Annotated in this window: 25 protein-coding genes; 23 read left to right on the forward strand and 2 right to left on the reverse strand. The window is 35.5% G+C overall.

The window, feature by feature from the left end:
- The first annotated feature begins 37 nt into the window (after window positions 1-37).
- The 23 genes from BW936_RS02460 to BW936_RS02570 all read left to right on the forward strand — a co-directional run bounded on the left by BW936_RS02460 (window position 38) and on the right by BW936_RS02570 (window position 21,062).
- Entirely contained in the window at window positions 38-1,507 is a 1,470-nt protein-coding gene (locus BW936_RS02460; protein WP_076546729.1) for a DUF5687 family protein, read from the forward strand.
- Between the two features lie 55 nt (window positions 1,508-1,562).
- Window positions 1,563-2,282: an ABC transporter ATP-binding protein gene (locus BW936_RS02465; RefSeq protein ID WP_076546730.1), complete on the forward strand. Its 720-nt coding sequence runs from the start codon at window positions 1,563-1,565 to the stop codon at window positions 2,280-2,282.
- A gap of 431 nt (window positions 2,283-2,713) precedes the next feature.
- The gene (porW, locus tag BW936_RS02470) at window positions 2,714-5,224 is read left to right on the forward strand and encodes a type IX secretion system periplasmic lipoprotein PorW/SprE (RefSeq protein ID WP_394333578.1); all 2,511 of its coding nucleotides are present in this window, start codon (window positions 2,714-2,716) and stop codon (window positions 5,222-5,224) included.
- A 3-nt stretch (window positions 5,225-5,227) separates the two neighbouring features.
- On the forward strand, window positions 5,228-5,641 hold the full coding sequence (locus BW936_RS02475) for a bactofilin family protein (RefSeq protein WP_076546732.1): 414 nt from the start codon (window positions 5,228-5,230) through the stop codon (window positions 5,639-5,641).
- A complete protein-coding gene (locus BW936_RS02480; protein WP_076546733.1) occupies window positions 5,619-5,852 on the forward strand; it encodes an AtpZ/AtpI family protein in 234 nt (77 codons plus the stop codon). The genes BW936_RS02475 and BW936_RS02480 overlap by 23 nt, the downstream gene beginning before the upstream one ends.
- 3 nt (window positions 5,853-5,855) lie before the next feature.
- Window positions 5,856-6,248, forward strand: coding sequence for a DUF6168 family protein (locus BW936_RS20160; protein WP_394333570.1), 393 nt, complete (start codon window positions 5,856-5,858; stop codon window positions 6,246-6,248).
- 90 nt (window positions 6,249-6,338) lie between these two features.
- Window positions 6,339-7,517, forward strand: coding sequence for a F0F1 ATP synthase subunit A (atpB, locus tag BW936_RS02490; protein ID WP_076546735.1), 1,179 nt, complete (start codon window positions 6,339-6,341; stop codon window positions 7,515-7,517).
- 39 nt (window positions 7,518-7,556) lie between these two features.
- Window positions 7,557-7,745: an ATP synthase F0 subunit C gene (gene atpE, locus BW936_RS02495; protein WP_076546736.1), complete on the forward strand. Its 189-nt coding sequence runs from the start codon at window positions 7,557-7,559 to the stop codon at window positions 7,743-7,745.
- Between the two features lie 89 nt (window positions 7,746-7,834).
- Window positions 7,835-8,335, forward strand: a complete 501-nt coding sequence (locus BW936_RS02500) for a F0F1 ATP synthase subunit B (protein ID WP_076546737.1) — start codon at window positions 7,835-7,837, stop codon at window positions 8,333-8,335.
- 8 nt (window positions 8,336-8,343) lie between these two features.
- Window positions 8,344-8,883 (forward strand): ATP synthase F1 subunit delta, encoded by a 540-nt coding sequence (gene atpH, locus BW936_RS02505; RefSeq protein ID WP_076546738.1) that lies wholly within the window; start codon window positions 8,344-8,346, stop codon window positions 8,881-8,883.
- Between the two features lie 60 nt (window positions 8,884-8,943).
- Complete coding sequence (atpA, locus tag BW936_RS02510) at window positions 8,944-10,521, forward strand: F0F1 ATP synthase subunit alpha (protein WP_076546739.1); 1,578 nt, start codon at window positions 8,944-8,946, stop codon at window positions 10,519-10,521.
- An 86-nt stretch (window positions 10,522-10,607) separates the two neighbouring features.
- Window positions 10,608-11,468: an ATP synthase F1 subunit gamma gene (gene atpG / locus BW936_RS02515; RefSeq protein ID WP_076546740.1), complete on the forward strand. Its 861-nt coding sequence runs from the start codon at window positions 10,608-10,610 to the stop codon at window positions 11,466-11,468.
- 118 nt (window positions 11,469-11,586) lie between these two features.
- A complete protein-coding gene (locus BW936_RS02520) occupies window positions 11,587-12,807 on the forward strand; it encodes a TCR/Tet family MFS transporter (protein ID WP_076546741.1) in 1,221 nt (406 codons plus the stop codon).
- A gap of 74 nt (window positions 12,808-12,881) precedes the next feature.
- Window positions 12,882-13,724, forward strand: coding sequence for an alpha/beta fold hydrolase (locus BW936_RS02525; protein ID WP_076546742.1), 843 nt, complete (start codon window positions 12,882-12,884; stop codon window positions 13,722-13,724).
- Window positions 13,724-14,218, forward strand: coding sequence for an RNA polymerase sigma factor (locus BW936_RS02530; protein WP_076546743.1), 495 nt, complete (start codon window positions 13,724-13,726; stop codon window positions 14,216-14,218). Before BW936_RS02525 ends, BW936_RS02530 begins: the two co-directional genes overlap by 1 nt.
- A complete protein-coding gene (locus BW936_RS02535; RefSeq protein WP_076546744.1) occupies window positions 14,211-14,771 on the forward strand; it encodes a hypothetical protein in 561 nt (186 codons plus the stop codon). Before BW936_RS02530 ends, BW936_RS02535 begins: the two co-directional genes overlap by 8 nt.
- An 81-nt stretch (window positions 14,772-14,852) precedes the next feature.
- Window positions 14,853-15,293, forward strand: coding sequence for a hypothetical protein (locus tag BW936_RS02540; protein WP_076546745.1), 441 nt, complete (start codon window positions 14,853-14,855; stop codon window positions 15,291-15,293).
- Between the two features lie 51 nt (window positions 15,294-15,344).
- Window positions 15,345-16,802, forward strand: coding sequence for a lipopolysaccharide biosynthesis protein (locus tag BW936_RS02545; protein WP_076546746.1), 1,458 nt, complete (start codon window positions 15,345-15,347; stop codon window positions 16,800-16,802).
- Window positions 16,799-17,233, forward strand: a complete 435-nt coding sequence (gene dut, locus BW936_RS02550) for a dUTP diphosphatase (RefSeq protein WP_076546747.1) — start codon at window positions 16,799-16,801, stop codon at window positions 17,231-17,233. Before BW936_RS02545 ends, dut begins: the two co-directional genes overlap by 4 nt.
- Before the next feature lie 15 nt (window positions 17,234-17,248).
- Window positions 17,249-18,181, forward strand: coding sequence for a tetratricopeptide repeat protein (locus BW936_RS02555; protein ID WP_076546748.1), 933 nt, complete (start codon window positions 17,249-17,251; stop codon window positions 18,179-18,181).
- Between the two features lie 9 nt (window positions 18,182-18,190).
- The gene (locus BW936_RS02560; RefSeq protein ID WP_076546749.1) at window positions 18,191-18,976 is read left to right on the forward strand and encodes a lipoprotein insertase outer membrane protein LolB1; all 786 of its coding nucleotides are present in this window, start codon (window positions 18,191-18,193) and stop codon (window positions 18,974-18,976) included.
- A gap of 4 nt (window positions 18,977-18,980) precedes the next feature.
- Window positions 18,981-20,204, forward strand: coding sequence for a murein hydrolase activator EnvC family protein (locus tag BW936_RS02565; RefSeq protein ID WP_076546750.1), 1,224 nt, complete (start codon window positions 18,981-18,983; stop codon window positions 20,202-20,204).
- A 12-nt stretch (window positions 20,205-20,216) separates the two neighbouring features.
- Window positions 20,217-21,062: an aldo/keto reductase gene (locus BW936_RS02570; RefSeq protein ID WP_076546751.1), complete on the forward strand. Its 846-nt coding sequence runs from the start codon at window positions 20,217-20,219 to the stop codon at window positions 21,060-21,062.
- A 172-nt stretch (window positions 21,063-21,234) separates the two neighbouring features.
- On the opposite strand, the gene BW936_RS02575 is transcribed toward BW936_RS02570, so the two are convergent.
- Window positions 21,235-22,059 (reverse strand): hypothetical protein, encoded by an 825-nt coding sequence (locus BW936_RS02575; RefSeq protein WP_076546752.1) that lies wholly within the window; start codon window positions 22,057-22,059, stop codon window positions 21,235-21,237.
- A gap of 143 nt (window positions 22,060-22,202) precedes the next feature.
- A complete protein-coding gene (locus BW936_RS02580; protein ID WP_076546753.1) occupies window positions 22,203-22,715 on the reverse strand; it encodes an acyl-CoA thioesterase in 513 nt (170 codons plus the stop codon).
- Window positions 22,716-22,738 lie beyond the last annotated feature (23 nt).

The following is a 22,738-nucleotide window of genomic DNA, read 5'->3' on the forward strand; positions in this document are numbered from 1 at the left end:
TTTTCTTACTTATATTCTGAATACTAAAACCAACCGAATGTTTAAACGTTTTGCTTCCTTACAATGGAAATCCTTTTTTAGGTCCGCTAATCTTGGCAAAAGTTTAGGGATAAAAATAGTAATGGGATTTTTCGGCATATATATGCTTTTGTCTCTTGCGGCTACAGGAGCTGGTATGTATTTTATTTTAAAAGAAATATTCCCGGACCAAAGCCCTATGTGGACTATTAGCCAGTATTTTATTTACTGGATATTAATGGAATTATTCTTAAGGTATTTCATGCAAAAACTACCGGTGATGGATATAAAACCATTCTTGACCACACCGGTGAAGAAAAGTACCATAGCACATTATATATTAGGTAGATCGGCAGCATCTATCTATAATTTATTGACGCTATTTTTTATTGTTCCGTTTGCAATTGTTTTATTGTTTAATGGCTACCCTGTTTTAAATGTTTTACTATGGATAGTGGGTATTATAGGGATTGTTCTGAGTATAAATTACGTGAACTTGCTAGTAAATAAGAATGATAAGGTGCTTATTGGAATAGGGATTCTGTTGGCCTTAGGTTACGGGTTAGATTATTTTGGGGTGTTCTCTATAAAAGCGTTTTTTGCGCCTGTTTTTCATGCGCTTTATGCTTACCCAATTACAGTATTGATTCCTGTTGTCTTGACAGCTCTTATATATTATGTGAATTATAAGTTCTTGCGAGATAAAATTTATCTAGATGCCAAGCTCAAAACAAAGGCAGTAGAGGCAAATACCTCAGATATGTCTTGGACCAAACGTTTTGGCGAAATGGGGTCCTTTTTACAGTTAGACCTTAAAATGATTTGGCGTAACAAAAGAACGAAGTCTCAAGTGTATATTTCTATTTTATTTGTGTTCTACGGATTGGTATTTTATACACAAGAGATGTATAGTAGTATGATGCCGATGAAAGCCTTTGTAGGCATTTTTATGACGGGTATTTTCTTAAGTAATTTTGGTCAGTTTATTCCAGCTTGGGATAGTAGTTACTATAGTATGATGATGTCGCAAAATATTCCAATGCGCAAGTATTTAGAGTCTAAAGTGTCTTTGATTATGGTAAGTATAGTATTCATGTTTTTATTGACATTACCCTATGTTTACTTCGGTTGGGATGCGTTGGCTATCAATTTTGGTTGTGCATTATATAATTTGGGAGTAAATATACCGGTCATTTTATATTTTGGATCCTTCAACAAAAAAAGGATAGAATTGGATCAGAGTCCGTTTGGGAATATGCAAGGTGCTAGTGCTACTCAATTTTTGGTTATGGTTCCGGTTTTAATTGTTCCTATTGTAATATTTTCCATCTTTTATTACATCTTTAGTTTAGAGGTAGCAGTAGGATTATTATCTGTTCTAGGCATCATCGGTTTTGCCATGAAGAATTATTTAATCGGTTTAATCACCGAGCAGTACAAGAAAAAGAAATACGGAATGATTGCTGGCTTTAAGGAGAAGGCGAGTTAAGCTTTTTTCGTTTATCGCATAACAACTCATCCTAACAATATAGAATAACAAGATTATGATTGCAATAGAAAATTTATCTAAAAAATACGGTTCACAACAGGTACTTAATATAGAATCCTTAAACATACCAATGGGACAAAGTTTCGGTCTAGTGGGTAACAACGGCGCAGGTAAAACAACGTTGTTTAGTTTGTTACTCGATTTAATTCAACCAAGTACGGGACATATTATTAATAATGAGGTGCAAGTAAACACCAGTGAAGATTGGAAGCCGTTTACATCATCCTTTATTGATGAAACCTTTTTGATCGGATATTTGACTCCCGAAGAGTATTTCTACTTTATAGGAGATCTTCGTGGGCAAAACAAAGCCGATGTAGATGCGCTTTTAGCACAGTATCAAGATTTCTTTCACGGCGAAATTTTAGGTCAAAAGAAGTATTTAAGAGATTTATCTAAAGGAAATCAGAAGAAAGCAGGTATTGTAGCTTCTTTTATAGGGAACCCTAAAGTGGTTATATTAGATGAGCCTTTTGCCAATTTAGATCCAACAACGCAAATTCGCTTAAAGCAAATCATTAAAGAACTAGCAGCGCAAGAAGATGTTACCGTTTTAGTTTCTAGTCACGATTTAATTCATGTAACCGAGGTTTGTGAACGTATAGTGGTCTTGAACAAAGGTGAGGTGGTAAAAGACATAGAAACATCTGCTGAAACCTTGAAAGAACTAGAAGTATTCTTTGGTGCAGAAAGTGATATTGTGGTTGCGGAATAATTGATAGCTATATGTCCGTCCGATTGCAGTCGATATCTACATATGTTTAAAAATTCAAAGATCTACCATTATTTTAGATCAGACAAAATACACTTTATGTAAATAGCATTAAAAATCCAAAAACCGACCAATAGGTCGGTTTTTCATTTCTATGTTTTAACCTAAGTAAAATAAAATCCGATAAAAATGTATTTGATCAGATTATCTGCAGGAAACACATAATCTCTTGGTCATTTTTATTCAAAACAAACTACAGGGTCGGTAAAAATTAGTTGTAGCGGTTTATAAATGGTCTGATAACTTAAAAATAAATATGCGGTTTACCGATGAACTACATAATAATGTGACTGTTTTTAAGTTAAACATACATACGTAGATCAACTATTTTGAATCTTAGAAACAAACTTATTTTATCCGGTGTTTTGGCGAGTATGCTTTTTAATGCATGTTCTGTCAAGAAAGACAAGTTCGTAAACCGTAATTGGCATGCGCTCAATACCAAATACAATACCTTGTATAATGGTAATATTGCTTTTGAACTTGGTCGAGAAACTTTGAACGATACCTATCAAGATGATTATTTTGAAGTCTTGCCTATAGAACGTTTAGAGGTTAGCGGCGAAATTAAATTAGATTCAGAAGACAATAATCCTAATTTCCTTATTGCAGAAGAAAAAGCTACCAAGGCTATTCAACGACATAGTATGGATATTAAGGATGAAGAGCGAAACCCACAAATAGATGAAGCTTTTCTGCTTTTAGGTAAAGCCAGATATTTTGATGAACGTTATATTCCTGCATTAGAATCTTTCAATTACGTGCTTAATAAATATGCTGAAAGTGATAAGCTGAACGAAGCAAGTATTTGGAGAGAGAAAGTAAACATCAGGTTAGAAAACGATGATCTGGCTATTAAGAATTTAAAGCGCTTAATGAAGTATGAGCGTTTAAAAGATCAAGAATATGCTGATGCAAGAGCTATGATGGCACAGGCGTTCATTAATCTAAATGCACCAGATACGGCTGTTCAAAATCTTAAAATAGCATCGCACTACACTACAAAAAATCCTGAAAGAGGAAGGTACTATTATATTATAGGTCAATTGTACAATCAATTGGGCTTTAAAGACAGTGCTAATTACGCATTTGACAAGGTGATCGAATTAAATAGGAAGTCGCCACGTGTCTACATGATTAATGCGGAGATTGAAAAACTTAAGAATACCGAAGTTACTAGAGAGAATAAAGAAGAAGTTTTAGAGTATTTGACTAAAATGGAGTTGAATAGGGAGAACAGACCCTTTTTAGATGGTATTTATAGACAGCTGGCAGAGTTTCATTTAGAACAGGAATCTGATAGTTTGGCATTGGTATATTTCAACAAATCGTTACGTGCTTCGCAAAACAAGCCAAAATTGAATGCGCTTAACTATGAGAATTTAGCGGAATACAACTTTGATGAAAGTGTGTATAAACCGGCTGGTGCATATTACGATAGTGTATTGACCAACCTTAATGAAAACACCAAAAAATTTCGTGCTATAAAAAAGAAGCGCGATAATTTAGAAGATGTTATCAAATACGAAGATATCGTACAATATGCTGACAGCGTAATTACAATTTACCAAATGCCAAAAGATGAGCAGTTGGCTTATTTTGGAAAGCATATTGAAGAATTACAGAAAGCGAAAGAAGCTGCTCAGAAAAAAGAAAAAGCAAGAATTACCGATGGCTTTGCTGCATTTAACAACAGTAAAGGTGGCAAAGAAAACAAAGGTAAATTCTATTTCTATAATATTACCAGTTTAGGCTATGGTCAAAATGATTTTAAGAATCGTTGGGGCAATAGAGAATTAACCGATGATTGGCGTTGGTCAGATAAATCAATCATCAATACAGAAAACGTTGCCTTGCAAAATGGATCAGGAGTTAACGATAGTTTAAGTGTGGTAAATGAAGATGAGAAATTCTCTTTGGATTATTATATGAATCGTTTACCTACAGATGTAGCTATTATTGATAGCTTAAAGACAGAACGTAATTTTGCCAATTATCAATTAGGGTTAATATATAAGGAAAAGTTTAACGAGAATCTTTTGGCAGCTGCCAAATTAGAAGATGTATTGGCGTCTAATGCAGAAGAGCGATTAATTCTTCCATCAAAATATAATCTATATAAAATTTACGAAGAAGTTGATAGTCCGTTGAAAGAGACGATGAAGGCAGATATTATTGCCAACCATGCAGACTCTAGATATGCAGAGATTCTATTGAATCCGCAAGCGGTATTGGCAGATAGTTCTGATAGCCCAGAGAAGCGTTATGAGAGTTTGTTCAAGCAATATAAAGAGCAACAGTATTTACAAGTAATTACGGGTGCGGAAGAGAATATCAATAGATTTACGGGCGATCCAATTGTTCCTAAATTTGAAATGTTGAAAGCAAATGCCATTGGTAGACTACAAGGCTTTGAACCTTTTAAAGAAGCATTGAATTATGTGGCGTTGACATATCCTAACAATCCAGAGGGTAAAAAGGCGGAACAGATGATTGCAGAGCAGCTTCCTAAGTTAGAACAAAAGGAGTTTTCACCAGAGACAGATTCTAAAGGAACATCGAACTGGAAGGTGGTTTTTCCGTTTAAAAGAAGTAATACGGTACAAGCGTTAAAATTGATGGAACTGTTAGAGCAATCTATTGTGGACCTTAGGTATAAAAATATAGTCTCTAGAGATATTTATAACCTAGAAGACCAATTTGTAGTGGTACACGGATTTAAATCTAAAGATTTTGCCCTAGGGTATGCCGAGCTACTAAAAAACAATAGGGATTACCTTGTTGCTGATGAGAATTTTGTAGTTTTATCGGAGAACTATAAGATTGTACAAGTACACAAAAATATAATCGAATATAGAAATACGCTTTTAACCCCAAAACCGTGAACAATGTTTTCAGACAAACAAAAACCTAGAACAATGAATGAAGTAGGAGGTCAGCCTAACAGAATAGAGAAGAACACCAAAATTAAAGGAGATATCATATCTGAAGCAGATTTTCGTATAGACGGTAAGCTAGATGGAAATGTGAAAACTTCTGGTAAAGTGGTGATCGGCAAGGATGGCTACATTCATGGAAAAGTAGAATGTGTAAATGCAGATATAGAAGGTAGCTTTAACGGTGAGCTTTTAGTGTCTGACCTATTATCTTTAAAATCGTCTGCAGTAATAGAAGGTACGGTATCCGTAAATAAACTGGCTGTAGAGCCTGGCGCTACATTTAATGCATCTTGCACTATGGGTGGCGGTAAAGCTGCTGCAGGTTTTAAATCCTCTAATAATGGAGCCGCAAAAGCCTCGTAAAGAGAATGATAATTCTGAACTTTTAAGAAATGCCGCAAGCTTATCTGGTGTTGCCATACAAATGGGTGTCACTATATTCTTGGGTAATCTTTTAGGGGAGTGGTTAGATCAAAAATTTGAAAAAACGTTTTTAGAGGACACATTTACATTACTTGCCGTATTTTTGTCTATCTATTTAGTCATAAAAAAAGTTATGGCGTTAAATAAATAAACGTTGCTAAAAAACATCCTTTTATATAGTGTCGTGTTCACTGCTGTGGGCGCGACTTCTTATTTTCTACAAAATCTTGCTTTGTTAGATCCGCCATCTTATTTTGGACCTCTTTTGATCAAAGCATATACTTTTCATTTCTTGTTTTCTCTTGCATTGGTCATCATTTTTTTAATTGCCTCAAAAAACAATTCTTTTTTTGAGCAATTAGGTTTTGTATATATGGGCGCGCTCATTTTTAAGATTACAATATTTGCGGCGCTGTTCTTTCCTTACTTGTTGGGAGAACTGGTTATGCCTCAAATATATAGGGGTGCGATGTTTATACCGGTGATTATTTTTTTGTTTCTAGAAGTGTTTTTTATTTCTAAAATAATGCGCAAAAAAAGACTATAAATTTTAAAGCTTTAAAATTGCGTAGTTTATGCAATAATTAACTACTTTTGCGCAAAATTTCTAGGAGCTAATTTTTTTGATATAGAACTAATGATGCAAGTTTCAAATACGATTAAAACCTTATTACAACTTCTTATACTTTGTTTTTCATTGCAAAGTTTCGCGTTATCTGATGCCGAACCAAAAGGTACAGTTAGTAGTAAGGAGCAGGTAGATGCCTATATTTTACATCACCTTAAAGATTCTCACGATTTTCATTTGTTCTCATATTCTAATGATGCAGGCGAAAGAAAGCATGTTGGTTTTCCGCTTCCTGTAATTCTTTGGTCAAGCAACGGGTTGGCAACTTTTATGTCATCAGAATTTCATCATGATGATAATGGGCAGGTAATTGTTGAAAGTAACGGTTCTAAATTCGTTAAACTTCATAGTAAAATATATGAGTTAAATGCTGGTGCTTCTTCAGTGAATTTTGACGAAGATCACCATGCAACAAATGCGCAAAAAGTTTTAGATTTTTCTATTACTAAAAGTGTTGTCGGGGTGTTACTAGTAGGTTTACTTATGTTATTGGCCTTTTCATCATTGGCGAAACAATACGGAAAGAAAAAAATTCCTACTGGTTTCGGTAGGGTGTTAGAGCCATTGGTGCTTTATGTAAGAGATGAGATTGCTAGACCTAATATTGGTGAAAAGCATTACAGAAAATTTACGGGATATCTATTAACGGTTTTCTTTTTTATCTGGGTGTTGAATTTATTGGGGCTTACTCCATTCGGATTTAACGTAACGGGACAAATAGCGGTGACAGCTTGTTTGGCTATTTTCACGTTGATCATTTATACGGTTAGTGGAAATAAAGATTATTGGATGCATATTTTATGGATGCCGGGTGTGCCTGTATTCGTAAGACCTATTTTGGCTGTCATAGAATTGGCTGGGGCATTTATCATTAAGCCATTTTCATTGTTGGTGCGTTTGTTCGCAAACATATCTGCAGGGCATATTGTGATAATGAGCTTAATTGCAATTATGTTTACATTGAAAGAGAGTTTAGGTGTAGCGGGTGCTACGGGTCTGTCATTGGTATTGTCATTTTTCATTTTGCTTATTGAGGTTTTAGTTGCCTTTTTGCAAGCCTATATTTTTACTACGCTTTCTGCCTTGTTTATAGGTATGGCAGTTGCGGAACACGACCATGATCATCATCATGATGAGGCGGGTCACGAAGTAGCCGATACAGAAGATGTAAGAGCAGACTTCATTTAACAAGAGTTTTTTTAATTTAATTATATAAATCAGTTTATTATGTACAATTTAATTGGAGCAGGTTTAATCGTTATCGGAGCAGGTCTAGGTCTTGGTCAAATCGGTGGTAAAGCAATGGAAGGTATTGCTCGTCAACCAGAAGCGGCAGGAAAAATTCAAACTGCGATGATTATCGTAGCTGCACTTTTGGAAGGTTTGGCATTCGGTGCTTTGTTCTTAGGAAAATAAGAACACGAAAACCCAAAGACATCTTCCTGTAACGGTTGGTTGCAGGAAATGTTTTTTTAATTATTGATTTAGATTTTAAAGATTAGGATATGGAAGTTTTATTGAATGATTTTTCACCAGGTTTGTTTATTGTGCAAACAATATTATTATTAGGATTGATTTTCTTGATGGTAAAATTTGCTTGGAAACCAATTTTGAACTCTTTGAACGAAAGAGAAGCTGGTATAGAAGAAGCATTGTCTGCTGCTGATAAGGCACGTACAGATATGCAGAACTTACAGGCTGATAACGAAAAGATGCTTCAAGAGGCTCGTGCTGAACGTGAGGCGATGTTGAAAGAAGCTCGTGAGATCAAAGAAAAGATGATCGCTGATTCTAAAGAACAAGCGAAGCTAGAAGGTGATAAAATGTTGAAGCAAGCGCAGACTGCAATAGAAAGCGAAAAGAAAGCTGCGGTAGCTGATATTAAAAATCAAGTTGCAGAGTTGTCTGTAGCTATAGCAGAAAAAGTATTGAAAGAAGATTTATCTAGTAACGACAAGCAATTGAAGTTGGTAGATACAATGTTGAGCGATATAAAACTTAACTAAAAGAAATAATGAGCGAATCTAGAGCTGCATTACGTTACGCAAAGGCAATATTGGATATGGCCAAGGAAAACAATGCCTTGGATGCTGTTGAGAAAGATATGCGTTCAATCGCCGCTACTATTTCAGATAGTAAAGAACTGAAAGATGTATTGGCTAATCCGGTGGTTTCTGGTACGATGAAAAAGAATGCCTTGCTTGAAATTTTCAAGGGTAGTCATTCAATTACAGAAGGTACTATAAATATGTTGGTAGACAACAAGCGTTTAGCAATGCTAAATGAAGTTGCCTTAAAATACATTATCCTTAATGAGCAATTAAAAGGTAAGGATGTAGCTTACGTTACAACTGCAGTACCTTTGGATGCCGCTATGGAGAAGAAAATATTAAAGAAGGTTGCTGAACTTACAGGTAATGAAGTTACCATTGAAAGTAAAGTTGACGAAAGTATTATTGGAGGTTTCATCTTAAGAGTAGGAGATTTACAGTATGATGCTAGCGTAAGCAACAAGCTTAGTAATTTAAAAAGAGAATTTTCAAATAGTCTATAATAACTATATAAGGCTAAGAATGGATACATTCAGCGCCTAATATCTTATATCTAATTAAAAATGGCAGGAGTAAAAGCCGCTGAAGTATCAGCAATTTTAAAGAAACAATTATCTGGATTTGATGCTACCGCTACTTTAGACGAAGTAGGTACTGTATTACAAGTTGGTGATGGTATCGCAAGAATCTACGGATTAGCGAACGCGCAATACGGAGAATTGGTTGAGTTCGAAGGCGGACTTGAAGGTATCGTTCTTAACCTTGAAGAAGACAACGTTGGGGTGGTTCTTTTAGGACCTTCTAAATCAGTTGGTGAAGGTGATACGGTTAAACGTACACAACGTATTGCTTCTGTAAAAGTTGGTGAAGGTATTGTTGGTCGTGTAGTGGATACTCTTGGTAACCCTATCGATGGTAAAGGACCTATTTCTGGTGATACTTATGAGATGCCATTAGAGCGTAAAGCTCCTGGGGTAATCTATAGAGAGCCTGTAACTGAGCCAATGCAATCTGGTATTAAAGCAATTGATGCGATGATTCCTGTAGGTAGAGGTCAGAGAGAGCTTGTTATTGGTGACCGTCAAACTGGTAAGACTACAGTTTGTATCGATACCATTCTAAACCAAAAAGAATTTTATGATGCTGGTGAGCCTGTTTACTGTATCTATGTTGCCATAGGTCAGAAAGCATCTACTGTTGCCGGTATCGCTCAAGTATTGGAAGATAAAGGAGCAATGGCATATACTACTATCGTAGCTGCCAACGCATCTGATCCTGCACCAATGCAAGTTTATGCACCATTTACTGGAGCATCTATTGGAGAGTATTTCCGTGATACAGGTCGTCCTGCATTAATTATATATGATGATTTATCTAAACAAGCGGTTGCGTATCGTGAGGTGTCTCTTTTGTTAAGAAGACCACCGGGACGTGAGGCTTACCCAGGTGACGTTTTCTACCTACACTCTAGATTATTGGAGCGTGCAGCAAAAGTGATCAATGATGATGATATCGCAAAAGAAATGAACGATTTGCCAGAGGTATTAAAACCAATGGTAAAAGGTGGTGGTTCTTTAACGGCTTTGCCAATTATTGAAACACAAGCGGGTGACGTTTCTGCTTATATCCCTACCAACGTAATTTCTATTACTGACGGTCAGATATTCTTAGAACAAGATTTATTTAACCAAGGGGTAAGACCGGCAATTAACGTAGGTATTTCTGTATCTCGTGTTGGTGGTAACGCTCAAATTAAATCAATGAAAAAAGTTGCAGGTACATTGAAATTGGATCAAGCACAATTCCGTGAATTGGAAGCGTTTGCTAAATTCGGTTCAGATCTAGATGCCGCTACGTTGAACGTTATTGAAAAAGGACGTAGAAACGTTGAGATATTAAAGCAAGCACAGAATGATCCTTATACTGTAGAAGACCAGGTTGCAATTATCTATGCAGGTTCTAAGAACTTGTTAAGAGATGTGCCCGTTGAGAAAGTAAAAGAATTTGAACGTGATTACTTGGAGTTCTTGAACGCTAAGCATAGAGGTGTTCTAGATACGTTGAAGTCTGGTAAATTAACCGACGAGGTTACAGATACATTGACTTCTGTTTGTAAAGAGCTTTCAGCGAAATATAAATAAGTTTAAAAAGTACTGAGTACTGAGTAAGTAGTACAAAGTGTTAGCATTAGGTAATACTTTGTACTACTTTCTAAATACCGAAAAAAATGGCAAATTTAAAGGAAATACGTAATAGGATTTCATCGGTTTCATCAACGATGCAGATTACAAGTGCCATGAAAATGGTATCTGCTGCTAAATTGAAAAAGGCGCAAGATGCTATTACGGCTATGAGACCTTATGCCGATAAACTTACTGAGCTACTACAAAATTTAAGTGCTAGTTTAGAAGGTGATTCCGGAAGTGTTTATGCCGAAAATCGTGCTGTGAACAAGGTTTTAGTGGTTTCAGTTACCTCTAATAGAGGTCTTTGTGGTGCTTTTAATACCAATATTTTAAAGCAATCAACTCATTTGGTCGAAAATGTTTACATTGGTAAGCAAGTAGATTTTGTAGCAGTTGGTAAAAAAGCTAATGATTACTTAGAGAAACGTTACAATGTTATCGCCAACTACAGTGAAGTATATGACGATTTAACCTTTGATAATGTTGCCGAGATAGCAGAAAGTTTAATGGAACTTTTTACAGAAGGTACTTATGATCGTATAGAGGTTGTGTATAACAAGTTCAAGAATGCTGCTACACAAATTGTAATGACAGAGCAATTTTTACCAATTGTACCATTAGAAGTGGAAGAAACCGCAAGTGCAGATTATACTTTTGAACCTTCAAAAGTGGAAATCATTGAGCAGTTGATTCCTAAGTCTTTAAAAACACAATTGTATAAAGGTATTAGAGATTCATTCGCTAGTGAGCATGGTGCTCGTATGACTGCCATGCATAAAGCAACCGATAACGCAACAGAAATGCGCGATCAATTGAAATTAACATACAACAAAGCAAGACAAGCGGCTATTACTAACGAGATTTTAGAAATCGTTGGTGGTGCAGAAGCATTAAATAACTAATACTTTTATTGTATTTAATGACTTATTTGAGCGAAGTCATTTAAAACCCCACCTAAACGTGGGGTTTTCGCTTTTATAGCTTTAAGATTACTTTTTTTACCCGACTTTTGTCTTGACCATGAAATCCAAAAAAACCGCCTTACTTTTTATTTTCATTACCATCTTAGTTGATGTAATAGGTATTGGTATTATCCTTCCTATTATTCCTGATTTGATTATGGAATTAACGGGTGAGGGTAATCACATGGCCATTATATACGGAATGTGGCTAACGACCGCTTTTGCGGGTATGCAGTTTTTGTTTTCACCGGTGCTAGGGGAAATATCCGATAGATTTGGAAGAAGGCCTATATTACTTTTGGCCCTTTTAGGTTTAAGTATAGATTATTTGATCCATGCGTGGGCACCAACAATCACCTGGTTGTTTTTAGGGCGTTTTTTAGCAGGAATTACAGGAGCTAGTTTTACCGTGGCATCAGCCTATATTGCAGATGTAAGCACCAAAGAAAATAAGGCAAAGAACTTTGGCTTAATAGGTGCCGCATTCGGAATCGGATTTATTATCGGTCCCGGAATTGGTGGTTTTTTCGGTGAGATAGATATTCGACTACCATTTTATATTGCCGCAGGCTTAACATTTGCCAATTTCCTTTTTGGGTATTTCTTTGTTCCGGAATCCTTGACTCCAGAGAATAGAAGACAAATCAGTTTTAAAAAAATAATTCCCGGAGTTTCCTTGTTTGCATTAAGAAACTATAAAGGCATTCTGTTATTAATATCTGCGTTTTTCTTGGCTAATCTTGCCGGTCAGGCGCTTCCGTCCACTTGGTCGTATTATGGTATAGAACGTTATGATTGGAATCCTAGGCAAATAGGATTATCGCTAATGGTGGTAGGCTTGTTAGTGGCAATAGTACAAGGATTTTTGGTGGGTAAACTCGTTACTAAATTTGGTAAACGTAAAGTCATTATCTACGGATTTCTCTTATGGACGGTTGGTATGTTTTTATTTTCATTCGCTAAAGAACCTTGGATGCTGTATGCATTCTTAATTCCGTATGCATTAGGTGGAATTGCCGGTCCTACGGTGCAAGGTGTAATTTCTAATCAGGTGTCTGAAAAGGAGCAGGGAATTTTACAAGGTTCCATTACTGGATTGGTTAGTATCACGGCAATTTTAGGTCAGTTTATCTTTGCGCCCGTATTTTACTATTTTATCCGCCCTGGGGCATCTATTTACTTTCCCGGCGCACCATATGCCTTAGCGGCTATATTACTTTTAGCGGCTTTTATTTTAGCATCCACAGCTATAAAAAGAATGGATGTAGAGCCAGAATAAAATCTTTTTTCAATTTAGGATGTAACATTTTTTAGTTTTTGAATCTAAAGGGCAAACAAACAAAAACTCTTACGATGAAAACAATTAAAAAATTACTATTCGGATTACTTATTTTTTCAGCACTTTCAACAACGGCACAAGGCAAACCTTTTAAGGTAAAAGTTATTGGCGACGGAGATCCAATTCTTCTTTTTCCAGGATTTGCATGCACCGGTGATGTTTGGGAAGCTACAGTAGAAACGCTATCAAAAGAATATGAATGTCATGTATTTACTTTTGCGGGTTTCGGTGATGTTCCTGCCATTGAAAAACCATGGTTGCCAAAAATAAATGAAGGGGTTGTGGAATATATAATAGAAAATGAATTAAAAAATCCTTTTTTGTTAGGTCATAGTCTAGGTGGTGCATTGGCGCTTTGGTTGGCAACGGAAAGTAATATCTTTAAAGAGCTGATTATTGTAGATGCCTTACCTTCAACAGGTGCATTGATGATCCCTAGTTATAAAAGTGAATATATGGTCTATGACTCGCCTTATAATAAACAAGTTTTGGCAATGAATGCAAATGATTTTGAAACTATGGCTGCTCAAATGACTAGTGGTATGACCAAAGAAAAATCGAATCAAGAAAAAATTAAAGATTGGATGATTCAGGCAGATAGAGAAACCTATGTATATGGGTATACCGATTTATTAAAGCTAGATTTACGTGAAGATTTAGCTAAGATACAAACACCGGTTACTATTCTCGCGGCAACTGAACCCTATGGATTAGACATGGCAAAATCTACCTATGACCTACAATATAAAGCACTTGAAGAATACACCATTGAATTTGCTAATGGCTCTTCTCATTTCATCATGTTTGATCAACCACAGTGGTTTATGGAGAATCTTAAAAATGCGTTGAACGACTAATGGGTTCCAAAGAAATCACCTATCAGAAAATCTACGAAGATAACTACCCAAAAGTAATGCGACTCTGTATGGGGTATGCTGCGGGTAACGAGGCTCTTGCTAAAGATCTGGTGCAGGAAACCTTTATAAAAATTTGGCAGAATTTAGATGGTTTTAGAAATGAAAGCGGAATAGGGACCTGGATCTATCGTATTTGTGTGAATACTTGCCTGGCAGAAATAAGACGGGAACATAAAAAAGACAGAAATCTTCAGATTGATAGTCTGCAGGTAAGTGATAACGGTGAAAACTCTGTTAAAAAAGAGGAGATGTTGGTGCAACTGTATGCATGTATTAAAAAGTTAAGCAGCACTAATAAAGCAATTATAGTATTGGAATTGGAAGGATTGCCCCAACTAGAGATTTCACAAATAATCGGGATAAAACATGAAGCTGTTAGAACTAGAATTCATAGAATAAAACAACAACTGACAAAATGTGTAAACCATGAATAATTTTGAAGATTTACAAAATAATTGGCAGAACCAATTTGGAGTATCTGCAACAGAAGACGGATTTCAATCGCTTTTAAAAAGTGTAAAATCCATAGAGAACAAACAGAAAAGCGGGAATATAGTTTTAACGATCACTATTTTACTATTGGTTTCTTTTCTAATCTATGTTTCAGGATATACGAGTACTACATTTATACTTGGTATTGGCTTAATGATCGGTAGTTTAGTGGTTAGAATTGTGATTGAATTATTTAGTTTAAGAAAACTGCGTAGCATTAACTTTAGTAAGGATGTAAATACTTTTAAAGCAGATTTAACCACCTATTATTTCTTAAGAAAATATACGCATTATGTAGTTACACCGTTGGCTGTTATAGTTTATACTGTTGGGTTTATAATTTTATTGCCATTGTTTAAGGCTAGTTTATCTGACGGTTTTTATAGCTATATTTTATGCTCATCGGTAGTGTTGTTAATGGTGTTCTCTGTGTTTTTGTACAAACAGGTAAAGAATGAGCTCTTTAAGTTGAAGCAATTACAAATGAAAGACTAAAGATAATATTTGTGATCACGATGTTAAATGAGCTATTAAACCCATATTACTTATTATCTTTATAAGAATAATAGGGGTCTAATGAAATATGTATTTACTTGCTTTTTAATTTTTTCTCTTTGTTTATATAGTTGTAGTTCGCAGAAAAAATTACAAGTAGAAACTCCGTTTAAGATAGGTAAGGCTACTTGTCAACAATATACAAGCGGTAGAGAAGAAAGTGGCTCTGGTACCGAGTTGCGAATTCCAGTGTTACTACTGGAAAATTCTGGGGTAGAATTAAATGAAGTTTATTTTCGTGGTAAGCAGGTAAAAGCAATAGTAAATACAGTAGATAATCAAAAAATGATCGTGGTTAGAATATCTAAGGGAATAGCAAAATCATCTGAAAATTTAGATTTAGAATTGAATACAGACGAAGCGATCATAAGTTATAATGAAAATGGAAGAATAAAATATGCCAAAGTAAATGATATAAAACAAAAGCAGCCATTAATTTATAAAGGCGCTCCCAAAAACTAAATTTGTACCTAGGCTTTTAATAGGTACTTTTATCACCTGAATGTATAGTGCTTGAATCCACTCAAAAAACTTTTTAAACAAACGGCAATTTATGGCTTGGCAACTGTCTTGCCAAGGATGCTTAACGTCATATTAGTACCTATCTATACAGGTGTTATGTTGCCGGGCTCCTACGGGCAAGTGGTGGTGATTTATGCCTATTTTGCTATTTTCAATATCTTTCTGGCCTATGGCATGGAAACCGCTTTTTTTAGATTTTATAAGGATTCTGAAAATAAGAAAAAAGTTGTTTCTACCTCTTTATTGTCCATATTAGGCTCCACAATGCTATTTATGATCATTGGAGTTCTATTTAAGTCGCCACTATCTAGTTTTCTAGAAATATCCATTGAATATATTGGCTATGTCTTTTGGATTTTGGCTCTAGATGCGCTGGTTATAATTCCTTTTGCCTGGTTAAGGGCCAATGAAAGACCTATGCGTTTTGCCATAATTAAATTGATCAATGTGGTATTGAACTTAGGGCTTAATTCTTTCTTTCTTCTTATGCTGCCAAAATTGGCCTTAGATAGTGATGGTTTCTTTGCAAACATCTATAAACCAGATTATGAGATTTTATACATCTTAATTTCCAACCTAGTTTCTAGTGCCGTTACCCTTTTGCTAATGTTAAGGGTTTATCTTAGAAGACCTTATGTCTTTGATGTGGGTATTTGGAAGCGAATGATAAAATATGCCATGCCGGTAATGATTGCGGGTATTGCATTTACCGTAAATGAAGTGTTGGATAAAATTTTGCTCGAAAAAATTTTACCCGTTGAAATAGCAAGTGAAGAAGTTGGTAAGTACGGGGCTTGTGTTAAGTTGGCTGTGTTCATGACCTTATTTATTACTGCGTTTAGAATGGGTATTGAACCTTTCTTTTTCAGCCATTCAGACACAAAGCATCCGCAGAAAGCCTATGCGCAAATAACAAATTACTTTGTAGTCCTAGGCAGTATTATTCTACTAGCTGTGGTTGTTTTTTCTGATGTGCTCAAAGTTCTTTTTGTTCGTGATGAAGCGTATTGGGAAGCGATGCCAGTGGTTCCCATAATTTTGTTGGCAGCTTTCTTTTTAGGTATTTATCACAATCTCTCTGTTTGGTACAAGGTTACGGACCGAACAAAATTTGGAGCATATATTTCTATGATCGGTGCCGTGCTGACCATAATCGTTAATCTAATTTTCATTCCGTATTTTGGGTACATGGCATCTGCGGTTGCTACATTGATGGCTTACGGTACCATGATGATGCTCTCGTTTTATTTTGGAAGTATGTATTATCCCGTTCCCTATAACTTTAGAAAAATTATCTTTTATTTAGGAATATCCATCTTGTTTTCTATCCTTTCATTTTACATTTTTGATCGCAACCTTTTCGTAGGAATACCATTATTAATTCTGTTCTTGGGCTTGGTGTATAAGTTGGAGTTTGAGAATCTTAAAAAACTATATTTAAACAGATGAACATAAAAATTATTAATATATCGGATCACGATATACCACATTATGAAACTAGCGCATCTGCCGGTATGGACTTAAGAGCTAATCTTAAAGAAGCTGTAACGTTAAAGCCTTTAGGAAGGGCTATTATACCAACTGGTCTTTTCATGGAGTTGCCAGAAGGTATTGAAGCACAGGTAAGACCAAGAAGCGGACTTGCGGCAAAAAAAGGGGTTACCGTGCTTAACGCTCCAGGCACCATTGATGCCGATTATAGAGGCGAAGTGGGTGTTGTTTTGATCAACCTTGGTAGTGAAGATTTTGTAGTTGAAAACGGTGAACGCATAGCGCAAATGGTCATTGCCAAACATGAACGCGCCGAGTGGAATGTTGTAGATAGCTTGTCTGATACCGTAAGGGGCGAAGGCGGATTTGGTAGTACAGGTGTAAAATAGGTTTATAAAATAGAGATGAAAAAGTTGATTTTATTGGGCTTGATTTCCGGTATTTGTATGATACCGATGTGGTCTTATGCACAAGAAAATCTAGAATTGGAGGTGGAGCAAAGTTCAGAAGTTTTTCTGGAAGAATACTCAGATACTTTCCAAGAGAATTTTTTTGAAGGCTTAAAGCAGAAGGGAATTAGAAACTATGATCGTGCTATTACATACTTTTTAGAATGTAAACGTTTACAGCCAAAAAACACGGTGGTCTCTTTTGAGCTTGCAAAATTTCACCTTTATGATAAACAACTTGTTCTTGCTCAGGAATATGCATTGGAAGCGCTTAACGGAGAACCTGAGAATTATTGGTATGCAGAAACGTTGGTTAATGTGATCAGCGCCAAAAAATCTGATATTACAGCGGTAAAAGGACAATTGCCGTGGAACAACGTAGCGTTTAGAATGAATTTGGCGGAAATCTATTATTTAAATGCTGATTATGTAACCGCACAAGCTATGATAAAGGGTCTAAAGATCTCTAAAAAGCAAGCCTTTTTAGAAAAGAAAATCAAAGATTCTATAGCCACTCAGGAAAAGAAGTTTGTACATGTGGTAAGAGCGGTCAATGCAGCTCCTAGTAAAGATTTAAATAGCGTTGAAGCATATAAAAGTAGAATCAAAGGAATGCTCAGTTCAGAGGTAGATAATAGGGAGCTGTTGGATACGACTGCTGAAGCCATGGAAAATTTTCCGTCTCAACCGTACTTTTATTATGCAAATGGGGTTGCTTTCAATAGGATGAAACTCTATAAAGACGCCATTGAAATTTTGGAAAGTGCCCTAGATTACCTCATTGAAGACGTTCCCTGGGAAAATTCAATTTATAAAGAATTGGCAGCCGCATACACCGCAACCAATAATACCTCTAAAGCAAATATGTACCTTAGTAAAATTAAATAAGGATTTTAGATGACGAAGTTTTTGAATACAATGAAAATAAAATTTGTTTTACTGATCGTAGTGATAGGTTTAACGGCATCTTGTAAAAGCACAAAGGTGATTTCTGGTGGTATGGTAGATGCTAAATTATCATCTAAATCGGTTATAAAAGCGCATTACCAGAATGAAACCAATTTTAAAACATTGGCAGGGCGGGTGAAAATAAACTATTCTGATGGCGAATCTTCTCAAGGTGTATCTGTTAGTCTAAGAATGGAAAAGGATAAAGCCATTTGGATGAGTGCTCCACTAGGTATTGTTAAAGCCTATATTACGCCAGACAGGGTATCGTTTTATAACAAATTAGAAAATGAATATTTTGATGGAGATTTTTCATATTTAAGTAATTTATTAGGGACAGAGGTCAACTTTTCTATTTTACAAAATTTATTGACTGGTCAGGCATTGTTAGATTTAAGAGGGGAGAAATATGATATTGGTATTTCTGAAGATGGGTATAGACTATCTCCAAAGCAGCAAGGTACTTTGTACAAAACCTTATTTCAAATAGAGCCTAAAAATTTTAAAATGGCATTACAACAACTTTCTCAACTTGCAGACAAACGCGTATTAGAGATTGCCTATAAAAATTATCAAAGTATAGATAAAGAGGTTTTGCCCAACGAAATTATGGTGAAGGCTATAAGTAAGGATAAAATGAATACGATAGACCTTGAGTTTAAAAATTTAGCATTGAACACAACGGTTAATTTTCCATATTCAATACCAAAAGGGTTTAATGAAATAGAATTGTAAGCAGATGTTGTTTAGATGTAATAATAGTCTTTTCTTGTTAGTGCTGTTCACTACGGTATCTGTTTTTGCACAGACCAGTGAGCAAAAGGCCCTAGAGGAAAAACGTGAGCAACTTCAGACAGAAATACGTGATATCAACCGATTACTTTTTGCCGAGAAAAAGGAAAAAGGGAATGTCTTGGATCAAATGGAAGCTCTTGAAAAAAAGATTACCGTACGCCAACAACTAATACGTGTTACTAATCAACAATCGAATTTGTTGAACAGGCAGATCAATACCAATATCAGAAATATAGGTAAGCTTAAAACAGAGTTACAGGAGGTTAAGGACGAGTATGCTAGAATGATTCAGAAATCATATCAAAACAAATCCAAACAAAACAGATTAATGTTTCTTTTGTCTTCAGAAAGCTTTTTTCAGGCCTTTAAAAGGCTTCAGTATATGAAGCAATATACAGATTATAGAAAAGAACAAGGAGCTCAGATATTGGTAAAAACCGAAGAACTTTCACGCTTAAATGCAGATTTGAATGAAGAGCGAAAAGTAAAAGAGGTTTTATTGGCTCAAAATAAAAAAGCCAAAGACCAATTATTTGGTGAAATACAAACACAAAAAGCACTATTGGGTACTATTCGTAAAAACGAAAGTAAGTACGCAAATGCTATTAAAACAAAAAAGAAGGAAGCCAGAAAGATTGATCAACAGATAGAAAAGTTAATTAGAAGTGCTATTGCCGCATCCAATAAAAAATCAGGTAGCAAGACTAAAAATACGAGTAAGTTTGTGTTAACACCTGAAGCTACCGTTATTGCAAATAACTTTTCCGCAAATAAAGGAAAACTGATCTGGCCTGTTGAAAAAGGTATAAAGAGTCAGGGATTCGGAGTTTATGCCGATCCAGTTTACCCAGGTATTAAACACCAAAGTAATGGGGTCATTATTGCTACAGATGAAGGTTCCAAAGCCCGTGCTATATTTGAAGGAGAGGTCATTGCTATTTTGGCGGTACCTGGAGGAAATAAAGGGGTTCAGATCAAGCATGGTAATTTTATCAGTACCTATTATAACCTTTCTGAGCTATATGTAAAAAAAGGGGATAAAGTAACTAGTAAAGAAGAGCTTGGTATTGTTTTTACCAATAAGAACAATGGCCAGACCAGATTAAAATTTTATTTATATCAAGATACCTCTCGCTTAAACCCAGAAGAGTGGGTGTACCGTCTTTAAAACTTTACAAAAATGAAACAGCAACAAACGATTACAGATATTAAAGGAAGCTTTGAACTGCGTAATGGAGTGCATATGCCGTATTTGGGTTTAGGTACGTACCAGTCAGATAATGATCAAGAGGTAGTTAATGCGGTTAAGAATGCACTTCAGATTGGGTATCGTCATATAGATACTGCCGCAGCTTATAAGAATGAAGTGGGCGTAGGTAAAGGTATACGTGAAAGCGGAATAGATAGAAGTGATATTTTCTTGGTAACCAAAGTATGGAATACCGATCAAGGATATGAAGAAACACTGAAAGCATTTAACGCAAGTTTGGAGCGTTTGGGTGTTGACTACTTGGATTTATATCTTGTTCATTGGCCGGTTGCAGGTAAATTCAAAGAAACCTGGAGAGCTTTAGAGCATCTGTATGCTCAAAAGAAAATTAGAGCTATTGGTGTAAGTAATTTTCTAAAACATCATTTAGAAGAGCTTATTGAGGATTGTGAAGTAATGCCAATGGTAAACCAAATGGAGTTTCATCCGCATTTGGTACAACAGGATCTTATCAATTTTTGTGCAGATAAAGGAATCCAATATGAGTCTTGGTCTCCTTTCATGCAGGGCAAGGTTTTTGAATTGGATTTTTGTGCAGATTTAGCTAAGAAGTACAACAAGAGCGTAGCACAGATAATTCTACGTTACAATTTACAAAAAGGTATTGTTGCAATACCGAAATCTGTACATGCAAAACGTATATCAGCAAATGCCGATATTTTTGATTTTGAGCTGTCAGAGGCAGATATTGCTTTTTTAGACAGTTTAGAAACAGGGGAACGTAGTGGCCCTGATCCCGATAACTTTAATTTTTAGTAGGTAATTTAAAACATTCAGCGCTAGAAGTAGATTTGTGTTGAGAGGCTATTCAGTAACAAGATGTTGGTATTTTGGTTTAAACAAGGTTAAGACGTTTAGATTAAGTTTCCTAGAGTAGGTAGTGTAGTGTGTTATTTAGTTGTAAAAGGTACTGATATCTAATACAGTGTTATACCACATTAATTGCCATTCTTTCTTTTGTTTGCTTTGCAAACCCTTTTCTCCACTCTTCTATATTAAAATGATATCTTTCTTGAAAAGAAGAGGTTTCCCAATACATCATTAGCGCATAATTTTGCTCTAATAATAAGGCACTGTTAGTATCTCCAATATCATGGAGTCCAGCAATAACTTCGCGAATTATCAAATAGTCTTTGTTTTCTTTTTGACCTCCAAAACTAAATTCTATTTGTTTAAGATTCTTAATTAAAGGATGATTTTTATATGCTTCAATTGGAGTCATATTTTTAATCATTCTTAGCGCATTTTGAGCGGGGAAATCAATAGCCCAATTGGATAGTATAGAATTAATTATGCTTTTTTGAAATTCCAATTCGTTTCCTATGCGTTTATATTGAGAGGCTAACTTAAACCAATTTTCACTTAATTCTCCAAAACTATTAGTACTGTGTTTATAAAACTCGATAGCTTTTTCAGGATTATTTTGCTTCAATTGCTCGTTTCCTCTATGTAATAAATTTAAGACAAAATGTTCATCATCAATTTCTTCTTCTCCCCAATCATAATCATTCAATGTATACCATTCTAGAAATTTATTCAAGTTTGAAAATCTTGGAACGATAATTCCTTCATCATGAACCATTTCACATATAATTGGCTCTTGATCTTCTTTCCCAAATTCCCAATAAAATCCAAAATAATCTCCATTACCTAAACTGGCTTCACTGAACCGTAAAAATCCATTTGGAGGATATACCCCAACTTCCATTTCAGAATGAACTGAAACTTTATGTATGTTTTTAGGTAATCTCATTTTTTAAATGTAGGGTGTAACTAGTTAGGTAAAATTAAATTATGAGAGAAGAAAGGTTGTACTTAAGAACGAATTAAAAACGTATGAACTAAGCCTATTTATGTAGAGTTAATTCTCGCTCAAAATATAAACAGCATGTTATTTTACTTCGTAAACAATGCTTTAAGCTCCGTTGCGTTGTCCGGTTTCATTTTACCGGCCAATACTAAACTTAATTGTTTTCTGCGTAGGGCACCTTCAAAACGGGTCACTTCTAAAGGAGTTTCTGGGGTTAGTTCAGGTACTTCAGTAGGCTTTCCTGTTTCGTCAACGGCAACAAAGGTGTAGATGGCTTCATTCGCCTTGGTACTCTTGCCGCTGTAGCGATCTTCTATCCAAACATCTATATAGACCTCCATAGAGGTATTATATGCCCTAGAAACGGCTGCTTCTACGGTAACAACACTACCAAGCGGAATAGCTAAGTTAAAAGCAACATGGTTTACAGATGCGGTTACGGTAATTCTACGGCTATGTCTACCGGCAGCAATGCTGGCTGCACGATCCATACGTGCCAATAATTCGCCGCCAAATAAATTTTGTAGTGCGTTGGTTTCGCTTGGGAGAACCAAATCGGTCATTGTAGTACGTGATGCTGCAGGAGTTTTTGCTTCCATTTATTAGAAATTTTCCGCAAAGA

It is taken from the genome of Maribacter ulvicola (assembly GCF_900155985.1).
In the GTDB taxonomy this organism is placed as follows: domain Bacteria; phylum Bacteroidota; class Bacteroidia; order Flavobacteriales; family Flavobacteriaceae; genus Maribacter; species Maribacter ulvicola.